17 protein-coding genes and 1 tRNA gene are annotated in these 15,521 nt (G+C 38.7%); 10 read left to right on the top strand and 8 right to left on the bottom strand.

Annotation, left to right across the window (positions count from 1 at the left end; genetic code table 11):
- Nucleotides 1-114 precede the first annotated feature (114 nt).
- The 6 genes from J1E28_RS05865 to J1E28_RS05840 all read left to right on the top strand — a co-directional run bounded on the left by J1E28_RS05865 (nt 115) and on the right by J1E28_RS05840 (nt 4,850).
- Nucleotides 115-1,107 carry an alpha/beta hydrolase gene (locus J1E28_RS05865; RefSeq protein ID WP_291027711.1) on the top strand — a complete coding sequence of 331 codons (993 nt, stop codon included), beginning with the start codon at nt 115-117 and terminating at the stop codon, nt 1,105-1,107.
- Nucleotides 1,108-1,142: 35 nt separating this feature from the next.
- The gene (locus J1E28_RS05860) at nt 1,143-2,060 is read left to right on the top strand and encodes an aldo/keto reductase (RefSeq protein ID WP_291027709.1); all 918 of its coding nucleotides are present in this window, start codon (nt 1,143-1,145) and stop codon (nt 2,058-2,060) included.
- Nucleotides 2,061-2,165: 105 nt separating this feature from the next.
- Nucleotides 2,166-2,240, top strand: a tRNA-Asn gene (locus J1E28_RS05855).
- Nucleotides 2,241-2,500: 260 nt separating this feature from the next.
- A complete protein-coding gene (locus J1E28_RS05850; protein ID WP_291027713.1) occupies nt 2,501-3,262 on the top strand; it encodes a carboxymuconolactone decarboxylase family protein in 762 nt (253 codons plus the stop codon).
- Between the two features lie 190 nt (nt 3,263-3,452).
- Nucleotides 3,453-4,355, top strand: a complete 903-nt coding sequence (locus J1E28_RS05845) for a stomatin-like protein (protein WP_291027707.1) — start codon at nt 3,453-3,455, stop codon at nt 4,353-4,355.
- Between the two features lie 84 nt (nt 4,356-4,439).
- Nucleotides 4,440-4,850 carry a hypothetical protein gene (locus tag J1E28_RS05840; protein WP_291027705.1) on the top strand — a complete coding sequence of 137 codons (411 nt, stop codon included), beginning with the start codon at nt 4,440-4,442 and terminating at the stop codon, nt 4,848-4,850.
- 344 nt (nt 4,851-5,194) lie between these two features.
- Here the strand turns inward: J1E28_RS05840 and J1E28_RS05835 are convergent, their stop codons facing one another.
- From J1E28_RS05835 to fliW, 7 genes are read right to left on the bottom strand one after another with little or no spacing between them, the layout of a single operon-like run.
- On the bottom strand, nt 5,195-5,935 hold the full coding sequence (locus tag J1E28_RS05835) for a methyltransferase (protein WP_291027703.1): 741 nt from the start codon (nt 5,933-5,935) through the stop codon (nt 5,195-5,197).
- The gene (gene ribD / locus J1E28_RS05830; protein ID WP_291027701.1) at nt 5,923-6,951 is read right to left on the bottom strand and encodes a bifunctional diaminohydroxyphosphoribosylaminopyrimidine deaminase/5-amino-6-(5-phosphoribosylamino)uracil reductase RibD; all 1,029 of its coding nucleotides are present in this window, start codon (nt 6,949-6,951) and stop codon (nt 5,923-5,925) included. Before ribD ends, J1E28_RS05835 begins: the two co-directional genes overlap by 13 nt.
- Nucleotides 6,938-7,411, bottom strand: a complete 474-nt coding sequence (locus J1E28_RS05825; RefSeq protein WP_291027699.1) for a ribosome maturation factor — start codon at nt 7,409-7,411, stop codon at nt 6,938-6,940. The genes ribD and J1E28_RS05825 overlap by 14 nt, the downstream gene beginning before the upstream one ends.
- A 9-nt stretch (nt 7,412-7,420) precedes the next feature.
- Complete coding sequence (rbfA, locus tag J1E28_RS05820; RefSeq protein WP_291027697.1) at nt 7,421-7,768, bottom strand: 30S ribosome-binding factor RbfA; 348 nt, start codon at nt 7,766-7,768, stop codon at nt 7,421-7,423.
- The gene (gene tgt / locus J1E28_RS05815) at nt 7,758-8,900 is read right to left on the bottom strand and encodes a tRNA guanosine(34) transglycosylase Tgt (protein ID WP_291027695.1); all 1,143 of its coding nucleotides are present in this window, start codon (nt 8,898-8,900) and stop codon (nt 7,758-7,760) included. The genes rbfA and tgt overlap by 11 nt, the downstream gene beginning before the upstream one ends.
- A gap of 21 nt (nt 8,901-8,921) precedes the next feature.
- Entirely contained in the window at nt 8,922-10,037 is a 1,116-nt protein-coding gene (locus J1E28_RS05810; protein WP_291027693.1) for a pyrroline-5-carboxylate reductase, read from the bottom strand.
- Nucleotides 10,038-10,051: 14 nt separating this feature from the next.
- On the bottom strand, nt 10,052-10,486 hold the full coding sequence (gene fliW, locus J1E28_RS05805) for a flagellar assembly protein FliW (RefSeq protein WP_291027691.1): 435 nt from the start codon (nt 10,484-10,486) through the stop codon (nt 10,052-10,054).
- Between the two features lie 156 nt (nt 10,487-10,642).
- On the opposite strand from fliW, the gene bamD reads away from it, so the two are divergent.
- From bamD to J1E28_RS05790, 3 genes are read left to right on the top strand one after another with little or no spacing between them, the layout of a single operon-like run.
- Nucleotides 10,643-11,284 (top strand): outer membrane protein assembly factor BamD, encoded by a 642-nt coding sequence (gene bamD / locus J1E28_RS05800; protein ID WP_291027689.1) that lies wholly within the window; start codon nt 10,643-10,645, stop codon nt 11,282-11,284.
- 12 nt (nt 11,285-11,296) lie between these two features.
- A complete protein-coding gene (gene lon, locus J1E28_RS05795; RefSeq protein WP_291027687.1) occupies nt 11,297-13,705 on the top strand; it encodes an endopeptidase La in 2,409 nt (802 codons plus the stop codon).
- 11 nt (nt 13,706-13,716) lie between these two features.
- Nucleotides 13,717-13,935 (top strand): hypothetical protein, encoded by a 219-nt coding sequence (locus tag J1E28_RS05790; protein ID WP_291027685.1) that lies wholly within the window; start codon nt 13,717-13,719, stop codon nt 13,933-13,935.
- A 17-nt stretch (nt 13,936-13,952) separates the two neighbouring features.
- Here the strand turns inward: J1E28_RS05790 and J1E28_RS05785 are convergent, their stop codons facing one another.
- Nucleotides 13,953-14,228 carry a hypothetical protein gene (locus J1E28_RS05785; RefSeq protein WP_291027683.1) on the bottom strand — a complete coding sequence of 92 codons (276 nt, stop codon included), beginning with the start codon at nt 14,226-14,228 and terminating at the stop codon, nt 13,953-13,955.
- 214 nt (nt 14,229-14,442) lie between these two features.
- On the opposite strand from J1E28_RS05785, the gene cysK reads away from it, so the two are divergent.
- Nucleotides 14,443-15,348 carry a cysteine synthase A gene (cysK, locus tag J1E28_RS05780; RefSeq protein WP_291027681.1) on the top strand — a complete coding sequence of 302 codons (906 nt, stop codon included), beginning with the start codon at nt 14,443-14,445 and terminating at the stop codon, nt 15,346-15,348.
- Nucleotides 15,349-15,521 lie beyond the last annotated feature (173 nt).

Below are 15,521 nucleotides of genomic sequence, written 5' to 3'. Positions count from 1 at the left end.
TCAGGTTTTATAATGGCGTGCATACATTTGTGGAATCTTTAAGGGCTTAATATACCTAAAAGATTTGAGCTTAAAAGCAAGCACAAATGCACTTTAATATCATAAGGGAGAGTTATGGGAGATTCTAAAAACAAAACAGCGCGGATAAGCCCAACCAAAAAATGGGATAAAACTTTTGCTAAAAGCGATAAGGTTGAGGTTAAAAAAGTAGAGTTTAAAAATCGCTTTGGCATTACGCTTGTGGGAGATATGAATGAGCCAAAAGAAATACAAGGCGCACTTCCTGCAATCGCAATTTGCGGTCCTTTTGGGGCAGTAAAAGAGCAAGCGAGTGGCTTGTATGCACAAACTTTGGCAGAGAGTGGCTTTATCACTCTTGCTTTTGATCCTTCTTTCACAGGAGAAAGTGGGGGAGAGCCTCGCAATGTTGCTTCGCCAGATATAAATACAGAGGATTTTAGCGCGGCGGTGGATTTTTTGAGCCTACACAAAAATGTTGATAGAGAGAAAATTGGCATTATTGGCATTTGTGGTTGGGGTGGATTAGCCATCAATGCAGCAGCAAATGATCCGCGCATCAAGGCAACTCTTGCCTCGACAATGTATGATATGTCAAGGGTGAGTGCTAATGGCTATAATGATAAAGAAGATAGCAAAGAGGCACGATTGCAAAAGCGAAAAATGCTTTCCCAACAGAGAATTAAAGATTATGAGAGTGGCACATACGCACTTGCTGGAGGTGTGCCTGAAAGCTTGCCAAGCGATGCACCGCAGTTTATGCACGATTATCACGCTTATTATAAAACACAAAGAGGTTATCATATACGCTCTTTAAATTCCAATAATGGCTGGAATCTTACCTCTGTTCTTGGCTTTTTGAATGCGCCTATTCTCCAATATAGTGATGAAATAGAAAATGCAGTTTTGCTCATACACGGAGAAAATGCACACAGCAGGTATTTTTCAGAAGATGCTTTTAAAAAACTCAAAGGCAATAATAAAGAATTGCTTATCATTAAAGGCGCAAATCACACAGATTTGTATGATAATAAAGACAAAATCCCTTTTGATAAGATTGCAGAGTTTTTTAAGCAAAATGTGGTATAAATGTTTCATACATCTTAAGATTAAAAGGGGAAACAATGCACAGACGAGATTTTTTGAAAACTTCGGCACAAATGGCAGCTGTGGTAGCATTTGGAGGGTTAGGGAATGTTCTTTTAGCCCAAGATTCTGCAAAAGGAGTAAAAATGCAATTTCTTACCCTCAATAATGGCATAAAAATGCCTATTCTTGGGCTTGGCACTTATTCACTCACAGGTAAAGCAGGACAAAAAGCAATGAGTGAAGCCATAGAAGTGGGCTATCGGCTTTTTGATAGCGCTCAAATGTATCGCAACGAAAGTGAGCTTGGGGCGGCTGTTAGAAACGCACTCGCAGGGGGTATAAAGCGCGAGGAGTTCTTTATCCAAACAAAGCTTTTAGAGGCAGATAGCGTGGATTCTACAAAGAAATCCATTGAAAAATCCCTCAAAGCCCTTAATTTGGATTATATAGATTCCTTACTGCTTCACAGAGCCTACCCACAATCAAAAGCAATGTATCAAGCAATGGAATCTTTCTATAAGCAGGGGATTTTAAAGAGTATTGGTATTTCAAATTTTGGGGCAAAAGTCTATAAGGAGTTTGTGCGTTTTTGTGAGGTTGTCCCTGCGATTAATCAATGTGAAACACATTTGCTTATGCAGCAAAAGCCACTTAGAGAGGCAATGAAAGGCAAAACATTGTTGCAGTCTTGGAGTCCTTTTATCGCAGGGCAAGGCTCGATTTTAGAGAATCCTACCTTAAAGACAATCGCACAAAAATATAATAAAACACCCGCTCAAGTGATTTTGCGATTTTTAATAGAGCAGGGCATTTCTGTGATTCCTAAAACTTCAAAAAAAGCAAGAATGCAAGAGAATATCAATGTTTTTGATTTTAGCTTAAGTGCGCAAGATAAGAAGATTCTAAGTGATTTAGATACAAATAAAAGTTCATTTTCTTGGACAAATTACTAAGAATTCGTTTTATGAATGAAAAGGGGCTTATTTAAGGGCGGTAGCTTGACAAAAGGCGCGGTTTTAAGTATAATCGCGCCTTTTATTTACTCACAAATTTGATATTCCGGATTAGCTCAGCGGTAGAGTAGGTGGCTGTTAACCACTTGGTCGCAGGTTCGAATCCTGCATCCGGAGCCATACACAACCCCCCCCGCCTTATAAAATTTCTTTATTTGCTCTTGTTAATATATTTTCCATACCTTGACAAATACCTACTCTTAGGTTTTATAATTGCATCATTATTTTAAGATTCTTAAGGGAGAGTAATGCGCAATCATCGTAGAAAATTCCTCAAAACTTCACTTAAAGCCACTATTGGCTTGGGAATTTTGGGTGCAGGTGGCGCGTATTTTATGCACAATCGCGCCTATACTCCCACAACATCACAGGAGCAAACAATGAAACCACAACTTACTCAAACAGCAAAGCAGCGCTTTGAAACACTCTTTGGCAGCACTGATGTGCCACTCGCACAAAGCGACCCGGAATTTTTTAGTAATTATGTCAATTTTGCCTTTGATGAAGTGCCTAGCCATTCCAAGCTTGAACTTCAGGAGAATCTAATGATTATTCTTGCCTCGCTTGTGGCAATTCCTGCTTTGAGTGAGTTTAAGGCAATAATGCAAGCAGCGCTTAAAAATAATGTCTCACCTCTTGCCATTAAGGAGATTATTTACCAAGCCACGCCTTATGTAGGTAGCGGCAAGAGCATAGATTTTATTAATGCAGCCAATGAGATTTTTACGCAACACAACATTACATTGCCTTTAGCCTCTCAAGCGACAACTACGCGAAAAAATAGACAGCAAAAGGGATTAGAAATTCAGCGTATGATATTTGGTGAAGCCATTGATAAGGGCAATGCAGCCGCACCAGAGGATATAAAGCATATCCGCACTTTTTTGAGTGCAAATTGCTTTGGGGATTATTACACCAGAGGAGGGCTAAGTTTGCCATTTCGTGAGCTACTTACATTTGTATATATTCTCTCGCTTGGTGGGGCAGATGCTCAAGTGAAGGCACATATTGCGGGGAATCTCAAAATTGGCAATGATAGAGAGAGATTAATTGCTGTGGTAACTGCTCTTGTGCCTTATATTGGCTATCCGCGAAGTCTTAATGCTTTAAGTGCGCTTGATGAGATTGCACCCCCAAAATGAGTTTATAAAAGTCCTTATATCTCTAAAATTGATAATCTTTCTCCTTTAAATCTCTTTAATTGAGTAAAGATACCTTTAGATTCTAAGCGTGGCTTGTATTTTTTAGAATCTATCGTTATAATCGTGGGATAAATTCAGTTTATAGCTTAATAGAGAAGATTTAAAAGTTTCAAATTTTTAGGAGTAGATAATGTTAATTTTTGCGTTAGTAATCTTAATACTTTGTGTAGCCGTGCTATTTATGGGGGTAAAAATCATTTCCCAAACAGATATAGCTATTATTGAGCGTTTAGGGAGATTCCATAGAGTGCTTGAGGGCGGTTTTCATTTTATTGTGCCTGTGATTGATAGGGTAAGTGCAGTAGTGAGCGCGCGTGAGCAGATGATAGATATTGGGCGACAACAGGTAATTACAAAAGATAATGTGAATATAAATATCGATGGAATCGTATTTTTAAAAATATTTGATGCCAAATCTGCTGTATATAGCGTTAATGATTATAAAAATGCCATTGCAAACCTTGCAACAACTACGCTTAGAGGCGAAATAGGGCGCATTAATCTTGATGATTCACTCTCATCTCGTGATCGACTTAATGCCGCCTTGCAGGTGGCTTTGGGTGATGCAGCAAATAACTGGGGTGTGAAAATTATGCGTGTAGAGATTAGTGAAATTTCTGTGCCACGTGATATTGAAGTCGCAATGAATCTCCAAATGAAAGCAGAGCGCGAAAAAAGAGCCATTGAGCTTAAAGCACAAGCCGAAAAAGAAGCTCTCATACGCAATGCTGAAGCCCTCAAACAAGAAAAGGTGCTACAAGCTGAAGCCATAGAGAGAATGGCTGATGCGAAAAAATACGAGCAAATCGCTCTTGCACAAGGACAAAGCGATGCAATGGAGCTGATTGCTAACCAAATGGCAAAAAGCGCACAGGCTGCGGAGTTTTTGCTCACAAAAGAGCGTATTAGTGCATTTAATGAACTCTCTAAGAATCCAAGCAAGGATAAGGTAATTATTCCTTACGAAACAAGTGAGTTTATCGGTGGTTTAAGTGTTATTAATGATTTTTTAGCCAAAAAATCTAAGGATTAAGTAAGAAAAAGTTTGTCCTTATTTTCCATAAGTAAGATTGAGAGTAAGCGATAAAATTAGATTGTAAAATATAAGGAGAAAAAGATGTCAGCTCTTATGCTTTTAGGTGCTGGTATGGTGATGATTATTGCTGAAATTTTTTTTGGCTCATTTTTCTTATTTTTTATTGGCATTGGGCTATGTATTACATCGGTTTTAGAGTTTTTTATCGGCTTTGAGACTTTTGGAAATTCCTTTGTGTGGCAGGCTATAAGTATTTGCTTTTTCTCATTTTTTTCGCTTATAGCGTTGCGAAAGCCTATAAAAAAATGGTTTAATCGCTCTCAAGTGTATGAGGATAAGCTATGCGAGGGTGGAGAGGGCGAGATACGAGAAGGTATGGTGTATTTTAAAGGCACTTTATGGGCGTATGAAGATGCTAATCATTTATTCAAAGAAGGCGATAAAGTCAAGGTAAAGAGGATTTTAGACAATAAAGCTATTCTTGAATCTTAAAATAGCCTTGTATTTTGAATCTTTTTGCTTAAAACTGAAGTTTTAGCAATCTACCTCCTAAGCTTGTCCATTTGTGCGTTACAAAGCCAAAGCATTCTGTATAGTGCTTCCTTTTAATTCCTAATAAATTTGGCAAATCTACATTATCTGTGCATAGCTTTTGTTTTTTATCATTGTATTTAACTAGTTTTTATCAGTAAGTGCATTATTGAAGGTAGGTTTGCTTAAGTGTAGTGGGTTTTACTCCTCAAATATTATGTGATGTTCAATAATTTACCTAATAAGCAAGGAAGTTTCTTTGTATCTCGTTTCTCTTTGTTTATGGCTATGCTATTTTATCATTTTTAGAGTGATTCTAAGGCATCTTGGGTGATTTTAATACTCCGCGTTTGTGCCCACGCATAAATATCTTTAAGCTCTGGTGTATTATCAGTTTGCGCTGGGCTTAAATGCGTGAAAAGTGGGGGCAGAATACGCAGGGGAGATTTAGATTGAATCCGAGCTTTAAAAAGCACAAGATTTGCTTCTCTATTGGAGAGAGAATGCACAAATCGCGCTACATCAATATGTAAGCCATTTTTTTTTGCTTCATAAAAAATTTCTGCACAAAGTCTTGCATCATAACACATACACAATACACCATTTGGCTTGAGAGTGCGTTTTATATGTGCAAATAAGGATTGCGGAGGCAAAAAATGCTGGAATCTTGCCATATTTTTATGTGCATTATCTCCAAGTAGCGCACCTTTAGTATAAAATGGCGGATTGCTAATAAGGAAGTCAAATTTTTCACTTGGCATAAAGTCTAAAAAATCTATACAATGCACGATTGCGTTAAAAAGTGCGCTGTTTTTGCGTGCAAAAGCACTCATTATCTCATCTTTTTCCACAAGAGTTAAGTTTGGTTTGCCACCTAGAGTAAGAATCTCCCTTGCACAGAGGATTCCTAAGATACCGCTTCCTGCACCAATATCTAAAATGCTGTAATGTTTTTTGAGAAAGTTTTTTGCAAAATGTGCAAGAATCAAGCTATCTGTATTGTAGCAATAACCATTTTCAAGCTGATAAATATCTACACAAGCCATAATGCGATGTCCTCGCCTATACTCATTTGAGCAATTAAAGTAAAATGCTCATCAAAGCTTGTGCGCATCTCCTCATTTTGTATTGTATATGGGGATTTGAGCAAAAGAAGCATATCAATTTCTTCTCTCATACTTTCTAAAAGGCTTAATCCTCCCTCGATGATAATAAATCCTTTTAAATCGCGCACATCAAGGATATTTGAGCTAAAATGCACACGATGTAAAAGAGCGGGATTAGATTCACTTAGTTGTTGCAAAAGATGTGAAAAGACAAGCACTTGGGGCGCGGCTAAGCTATTGTAAGGAGGTGTAGCATAGCGCGCATTAAGTTTAGGATTATCTGCCCTTAAGGTTGCACCTGAAATACAGATGTAATCGCACACGCTACGTTGATTATGCGTAAAAATGCGTGAATCTTGGCAAGATATACGCCCATTTTTATAGCTGCCATCAAGCCTTTGAGCGAGTTTAAAAAGCACAAATCGCCCCTTTGTGCGTAAAATCTCAAAAGGCAAAAGCAAGGATTTTGCATAATGCTTTATTGCCGAGCTTTGCGTAATAAAAGCATTGATGTTATGCTTTAAGAGATGGGCTAAGCCACCTGTGGCTAGGGCGTTAGATTCAGAGTGAGCAATACAGACTTTAGCAAAGCAAAGCGCGGCTATAAGTGTAGCACAAGGAGGCGTTTTGCCTTGATGATTGCAGGGTTCTAGGCTCACATAAAGACTGCATTGACTAAAAATACCCTGATGATGATTGAGTATGTATTGGTGAATATCCGCACTGCTTTGATAAAACAAAATCTCCTTGTCTTGGGTAAGTTCATAATATGCTTTTTGTATAGCAAGCACTTCAGCGTGAGGAGAGCCTGCGATGATATGCACACCTGTACCTATAATGCGTCCATCTGGAGCGACAACCACCGCGCCTACACTGGGGTTAGGCAATGCAAGAGTTTGGTGCTCCCACGCAAGTGTGCAACAATACTGCAATAAGAGTTCATCAACTGAATGCAAAAGTAACCTTTGTTTTTTTAATATCTGTAAATGCGATAGATTTTATCTCATTTTTTACGCGCACCTCTATGCCATTTTCATTCACATTTTGTAAAATCCCCTCAATATTCCTTTTATCTGTGAGTTTTACGCTCACTGCTTCGCCGAGCGAGAAATGATAATGCGTAGGGGTTTTTAAGATTCTCTCTAGTCCGGGTGAGCTTACCTCAAGATAATAGCTAGGGAGATGAGAGGCTTCTACATCAAGCAGAGGTGAAATCATCTCGCTTAGATTCTGACAATCTTGCAGACTAATAGCATTGCTATGATGTGAATCTAGCACTTGCATTGGGGCTTTGCGCGTGATACTTATGCGCAAAATAGAATTTTCATTTTCTTTAAGCATCGCAATTTCATAGATATAAAGTCCAAGACTCGCAGCCATTTTGGCGATTTTTTCTTGTGTAGCAAGTGAAAGCATACTCTCTCCTTAGTGCTTCTCTTGGGCAATTTGTGCAAAGAATAAATCAAGTGTATTTGCATTTTGCAAGGAATCATCAAAACTAAAGCGCAAAGCAGGCGCACGAAACCATTGCGTGGAGCTAAGAATATGCTCTTTAAGAATCCCTTGAGCTTTATTGAGCTTTTGGGCGATGAGTTTTCTCTCATCTTGGGCTATATCTGTGGCTTCGATAAAGACTTCAGCGCTGTGTTTGCCCTTAGAGCATATTACACGAGTAATGCTTAAATTATTAATCTGTGTATCATTAAGCTGGGAGAGTGCCTCGGATAAAACTTCTTGCAGAAGCGATTGTGTGCGTTGCTGCTTAATATTCATTAGGTATCTCCATTTCTCGCAGTTGGTAAAAAAGTGCGCGATAAGCCTTGAATCTCCCCTCCAAAATCGCCTCTCTCGCTCCTCTTGTGAGTTGTAAATAATAATGTAAATTGTGTAAAGAAGCAAGGCGATGATAGGTAATTTCGTTTGAACGAAAGAGATGGCAGAGATAAGCGCGTGTGAAATGGGTGCAAGTGTAGCAATCGCATTTGCTATCAATAGGATTTTGGTCATTTACATATTTGGCAGCTTTAATATTGATTTTGCCAAAATGTGTAAAAAGTGTGGCATTTCTTGCATTGCGAGTGGGCATTACACAATCAAACATATCCACACCTAGCGCGATAGATTCAATAATATTTTCGGGAGTGCCCACCCCCATAAGATAGCGCGGTTTATGTGGAGGTATAAGGGCAGTGGTATGGGTGATACACTCATACATCTCCTCTGTTTTCTCCCCCACAGCTAATCCACCAATCGCAAAGCCATCAAATTCTCCCATATTTGTGAGTTGAGTGGCTGAAAGTGTGCGAAAATGTGTATCTGTGCCACCTTGGATAATCGCAAAAAGATGATTATCTAAACCCTTGCCTTCTTGTTTTTGTTTGTAGTGATAATTAAGGCTTCTTTGCGCCCAATCACTTGTGCGCCGCACAGAATCTGCCAAACGCTCCTTACTTGCAGGAAGCCCTACCAAATCATCTAATACCATCATAATATCACTATTAAGTGCATATTGCACATCAAGCACAAACTCTGGCGAAAAAAAATGCTTTGAGCCATCAATATGAGACTTAAAGCTAATGCCCTCCTCGCTTATTTGCGTGTTTTGACTAAGGCTAAAGGCTTGGAATCCCCCACTATCGCTTAAAATACTTCCATTAAAAGCACTCAAAGTGTGAATCCCTCCAAGCTCAATAAGTCTCTCTATGCCCATACGCAAATACATATGATAGGTATTTGCAAGGATAATTTTTGCCCCTAGAAGAGTTGATAGGTCAATGCTATCAAGGGCTTTGACGCAACCTTGCGTGCCAACAGGCATAAAGATAGGTGTTTGCACTTGGGAATGCGCAAGGGTAAGATTAAGCGCTCTTGCTTTACCATCTTGTGCTTGAAGTGCCACTTGCATAGGAAGTTATGTCTTTAGATTCTACGACTTTGCCTTTGGCTTTTGCGCCTTATTTTTGCGCACAATGCGCAAACCTTGAGGACTTCTGCTTATGAGACATTCAGAAAGCACCCAATCTGCCTCTTCTTTTGTAATCGAACTTGAAGGAGTTTTGACTTTTAAGCCCAATTCTTTGGCTTTTTTAAAGGCAGAACCTGCACTTTGCCCCAACTCCTTATCAATATCTACTAATCTTATTTTTTCTTGTTTTTTGGGTGTATTGCTGATAGAAAAGGGATTTGACACAAGATGAATCTGTGACGTGGAATCTTTGACTAGGGGCTTATGGGCTGTAATGCTATCTTTTGCGTATTGTGCGGCAATATGTGCGGCATTAATTAATGCCCCTCGCACTCCACTTTGCTCAAGGGCTTGAATACCTCTTATCGTTGTGCCACCCGGGCTAGAGATAGCATATTTAAGCTCACTTGGGCTTTTATGGGCTAATTCTGCGCTAAATCCCGCAAAACATTGTTTCACTAAAGCTACACTTTGTGCGTATGTGAGTCCTTCAAGCACTCCTGCATCTATGAGGGATTCTGCTATAAGAGCAAGAAAAGCGATACCACTTCCACTTGGAGCAATACTTGATTCTATGAGAGATTCATTATCTACTTGCACGGCATTTCCAAAGGATTCTATAAAAGGAATCACTTCTTTGTGGAGAATAGAGAGGGTTTTGCTTGTATTTGGTAGATAATAAAAGGCAGTAGCAGAGAGTTTGCTGTGTGCGGCGATATTAGGCATTAAGCGCACGATGTAGGTGGATTGAATATGTGCTTGAATGCTTTTTATACTCACTCCTGCCAACACACTATACACACATCGTGCCTTGCCCTTAAAGACAAAGCTCTCTAGTCCCTTAGGCTTAATACAAAGAAGCATATCTTTGCCATTACAATCAATCTCATATTGTCCTTGATGATTGCTGTGTGCGGGGAGAATCTTCGCGCTAAGCTCACAAGCAGAAACAAAATCTTTTGCTTTTTTGCTATCTCGTCCGGCGATATAAAGCTCATAATGTGCAGTAATAAAGGGATTTTGAGCTAATATAGCCTGTGCCATATTGCCATATCCTAGGACAAGGAGTGGTTTCATTGATTTTTGCTAACTTATTTATTGCTATCTTGCATAAGCACAGATGGATTGCTCTTTTGAACTTCTTGATTGTAATATGTGCCAATGGGTTCATTGAGCTTATATATGGGATATTGTGTGCTATCAAGCACCACTTGCGCCATTGTGAGATTGTCAAAATTAAAAATAAGAGGAGCAAGAAAATTAATGGTGGATTGTTCGATAGGTTTTTGAATTACCATAATATTAGCAATGAGCAGATTTTTAGCATTGTCTAAATCAAGCAAAATCTTAATATTTGAGGGGACATCAAACTCATATTCTCGAAGTAAAAAGGGATTAACAAGCGTGAAATGCGGCACTTCACTCTCGACATTAGAAAGTTTCATAAACAAATCATCAATCTTTTCAAGCTTCATTTTTTTTACTTCTTCAAAACCCAAAATTGGCAACTTGACTTCAAAAACCATATTCTACTCCCATATTTCGCTTCCATTACCCATAGGCTTAATGCGCTAAAATTATCATTATTCATTATAATTATAACATAAATATGTGTTTTATGCCAAAATAATAAAATCTAAAGTGTATAATACATCATTTATTTTGATAATTAAAGGTTTTTGATGAGAATATATGTTTTAATGTGTGTTTTGTTTTCAATTTTTATGTTTTTTGGTTGTGCAAAGAAAGAAGTTGAATACAACAAACCCGCCTCTTATTGGTATGAATCAATGATTAAAGAGATTAATTTTAGTAACCTTGAGGGCGCAGATGGATTTTTTGCTTCTTTGCAGAGTGAGCATATGAACTCTCCTCTTTTGCCCGAAGCAATGCTTATACTTGGAGAGGCGCATATGGAGAAAGATGAATATCTTTTGGCAAGTTTTTATTTTGATGAATATCTCAAACGATACTCATCTTTGGAGAATCAAGACTATGCGCGGTATTTGAAGATTCTAGCAAATTTCTATGGATTCAAAAATTACAGCAAAGATCAGGAATTTATCGCAAGAAGTATCAGTGAAGCGCAATCATTTTTAAATACCTTTCCTCAAAGTCGCTATGCGCCCTATGTGGAATATATTTATTTGAAATTTCAACTTGGGCAAATTGAGCTTAATCGCGTGATTGCAAATGTGTATAAAAAACAAAATAAACAAGAGGCGGCAGAAGAGTATTTAAGGCGCAATGATGATGAGCTTTTTACGCATTTTAATCCTAAAGCTTCGTATATTCCTTGGTATGTGCGTATTTTTAATTGGTAGGAGCAAGTAAGAATGAATAATTTACAAAATGATGATTTTCCAATGATTATGCCTGTGATTACAGAAGATGAACTCATATATCCTTTTATGATTGCTCCACTTTTTATTAGCAATGAAGAGCATATCAAAGCTGCGCATAAAGCTGTGGAGGGCAATAGTTTGATTTTTATTGGGCTTGAGCACGATGATGAGAATCAAAAGATTCCATTTTATAATGTGGGTGTGATTGGGAGTATTATGCGCGAAGTAGCGTTGCCAGAAGGGCGTGTGAAGCTACTTTTTAAAGGCTTATATCGTGGGAAGGTTCTCTCTGTGCTGCCCTCTAATACAGAGCCTTTGCAAGTGAAAGTTGATATATTTCAATACAAAGAATATGAGCATAATAAAATGAATGCGCTTTTGCAAGTGCTTCACGAAAAAGTATTGCATCTTGCTAATCTTGATGGGCGATTTTCACCTGATTTTATTAAAACTATTGAGAGCAATAATGAGCCAAATCGTATTGTGGATTTTGTCGCTTCGGCAATGCGTTTATCAAAAAAACAAGCCTACGAGCTTTTTGCTAAAGATAATGTAGAGGAGCGTGTGCTTAGGCTTATTGATATTGTGATTGAAGAAACACAAGCCCAAAAGCTCCAAAAAGAGATAAAAAATAAAGTGCATAACAAAATGGAGCAAGTCAATAAGGAATATTTCCTCAAAGAGCAGCTCAAGCAGATTCAAAAAGAGCTTGGGACAGAGAATATGCGTGATGAGGAAATGGAGCAATATGAGCAAAAACTCAATGCCCTTAAACCTTATATGGGGGAGAATGCCTACAAAGAGGTGCAAAAACAGATTAAGCGATTATCTCGTATGCACCAAGATAGCGGCGATGCAAATATTTTGCAAAATTATGTGGAATGGGTGCTTGAGATTCCATTTGGTAAATACGCTAAACAAAAGCTTTCTATCCAAAAGGTTGCCAAACAGCTTGATGTCGATCATTATTCATTGCAAAAACCAAAAGAACGCATTGTGGAGTATTTTGCAGTCAAAGAGCTTGTGGCACAACGCGAAGCAAATGCGCAAAAAGGACAAAAAGGCACAAAATCTCCATCAAAAAACACATCTAAACAAGAAAAAGGCACGATTTTGTGTTTTTATGGACCACCGGGGGTGGGGAAAACAAGTCTTGCAAATTCTATTGCTAAAGCCATTAAGCGACAGCTCGTGCGCATTGCACTTGGTGGCTTAGAAGATGTCAATGAATTGCGTGGGCATCGCCGCACTTATATTGGTGCAATGCCCGGGCGTATCACGCAAGGTTTGATTGAAGCAAAAGAGATGAATCCAGTCGTGGTGCTTGATGAGATTGATAAAGTTGGTAGAAGCTATCGGGGAGACCCTACAAGTGTGCTACTTGAGATTTTAGATCCAGAGCAAAATCACGCTTTTAGGGATTATTACACCAATTTTGATATTGATCTCTCTCAAGTGATTTTTATTGCCACAGCAAATGATATTAGCACGATTCCAGCCCCTTTGCGCGATAGAATGGAATTTATTTCTATTTCTTCTTATACGCCTCAAGAGAAATACGAGATTGCAAAAAAATATCTTATCCCTCAAGAGCTACAAAAGCACGGATTAAGCCAAAATGAGCTTAAAATTACCACTCCTGCGCTAAAAAGCATTATTGAGACTTATACACGTGAAGCGGGGGTAAGAAGCCTAAGGCACAAGATTGCCCAGATTATGCGTAAAAGTGCGACTTTGATTCTAAAAGGCGAGAAAAGCATAAGCATTACGCCCCATAATATAGGCGATTTCTTAGATAAGATTGTATTTGAGATTTCTCCAGCGGATAAGAAAAATGCTATTGGCATTGTGAATGGTTTGGCTTGGACGAGTGTGGGCGGTGATGTGCTAAAAATCGAAGCCCTAAAGATTAAGGGCAAAGGCACACTTACGCTCACAGGAAGTCTTGGTGATGTAATGAAAGAATCTGCGCATATTGCTCATTCTGTAATCAAAGTGCTACTTGATAAGAAGTTTCTCAAGGCTAAAGAATCTCACAAAACGCCTATTTATCAGCTTTATGATATTCATTTACACGTGCCAGAGGGTGCTACGCCAAAAGATGGACCAAGTGCGGGGATTGCGATGGCGTGTGTAATAGCCTCTATCCTCACAGATTCTAAAATTTATGCACATATTGCGATGACAGGTGAGCTTACACTTAGGGGGAATGTGCTTGCTATTGGCGGATTGCGTGAGAAGCTTATAGCGGCACATAAAGCGGGGATTAAAACCGCGCTTATTCCACAAAAAAACTATGAGCGTGATTTGAAAGATATTCCCAAAGAGGTGCTTGATAAGCTAGAGATTATTGGCGTGAGCGATATTAAAGAAGTGCTTGATATTGCGCTGATGAAATGATTGTTTTCTAAATGAATGCAAAAATAGCTTTTTATACCGCATTTTTTTGCTGTGTGCTTGGGTGGGTGTTTGTGGGGCTAGGCATAGTGTTTTTTCCTCTAAGCCTCTTTTTGCTTACGCGCTCACATTGTAATCAACAACTTTTTGTGATATTTGTTATGCTCGATATTATGGGACTAACCCTCTCACTCTATGCGAATGCCCAGATGATTACAAAGCAGATGTTCTAAAATATGCTGATTGTGCCCTATATGCCATTTTGTGCCGCTTTGTGTGAGTAGGATTTGAGGGTGTCAATGTCTTTAGATTCAAGCGATAAAAGCGTATGTAAGATATCCTCATTCTCAAATCCGCTTGCGATAGCCCCGCATTGATGTGTTTTGGCAAATGCACTTACATCAACAAGCGGTGTGCAAAGCAAGGCAAGACGAGATTGGATATACTCAAAAAGCTTATTTGGCATACAATGAACAAGATTAAAAGTGCTAGGCTTAAAAGGAATAAGCCCTATGTCATATTGCACACTTGTGGGGATAATCCCTGCTAGAGATTCATATGTATGGGCTTCATTGCTTCCTCTTTAATTCTTAAAGATTTGTGTATAGATTTTACAAAGGGAAGTTTAGCGCATCTTTAGCGAAATTTGCTTGATTTATTCTTTCAAATCTTGACTTTAAACAAAAAAATTGATATTTAGTGCCTTGCATTGATTATTTTAACTATTGAAAGGATTTTCTATGAAAATTGCGTCTAATATTACGGATATTATCGGCAAGACACCTATTTTGCACCTTCATCAGTTTGCTTCTAATCTCTATGGCAAATGTGAGTTTCTCAACCCTAGCCATTCTGTAAAGGATCGCGCTGCGTATTCAATGATAAAAGATGCTCTTGATAGTGGTAAAATCACCAAAGCAACAACCATTGTAGAATGCACAAGTGGCAATATGGGTATTTCTCTAGCGATGATTTGCGCGAGTATGGGGCTTAAAATCATCATTACTATGCCTGAATCAATGAGTATTGAAAGACGCAAAATGATGCAACTTTTTGGCGCAAAACTTGAGCTTACTCCTGCAAGTGAGGGTATGAAAGGTGCATTAAACAAGGCGCAAGAGATTTTGCAAGTCACTCCTAATGCCTTTATGCCAAGCCAATTTGAGAATCCTGCTAATGTGGCAATCCACAAAGAGACAACAGCACTTGAAATTTATGAGAGCTTTGAGGGAAAATTGGATTATTTTGTGGCAGGATTTGGCACAGGTGGGACAATTAGCGGTGTAGGAGAGGTGCTTAAGGCAAAGATTCCTTCTATTCAAATTATTGGTGTAGAGCCAGAAGCTTCGCCATTGCTTAGCAAAGGACAAGCTGCAGGGCATAAGATTCAAGGGATTGGCGCGAATTTTATTCCTAAGATTTTAAATACTGAAGTCATAGATTCTATTAAACTTGCCGGCAATGAAGAGGCGATTAAGAGCGCACAAGAGCTTGGCAAAATCGGTGTAATGGTGGGTATATCAAGTGGCGCAAATGTCGCCATCGCACAAAAAATTGCTAAAGCAAATCCCGATAAAAAGGTGCTTACAATGCTTAATGATACAGCAGAGCGATACCTTTCAACTGATTTATTTAATACGCTTTAATGGGGTAGACAAGTTTTTTATTTATGTTTTTATAATGTGCAAAATTTAAGGATATGCAGGGAGAAATAGAATGAGAAAATTTGCGATTTTAACTTTGTTTTTAAGTTTTTTGAGTGTGGGTGCTTTGGGCGCAGAAGTGAAAATGGCAGTGCTTGCTGCAAGTGGGAAAGCCG

Origin of the sequence: Helicobacter sp., from assembly GCF_022511165.1 — a bacterium.
Taxonomy (GTDB): Bacteria; Campylobacterota; Campylobacteria; order Campylobacterales; family Helicobacteraceae; genus Helicobacter_C.
Note: the sequence above shows the minus strand (reverse complement) of the source record. Positions and strands in the feature narration are given on the sequence as shown.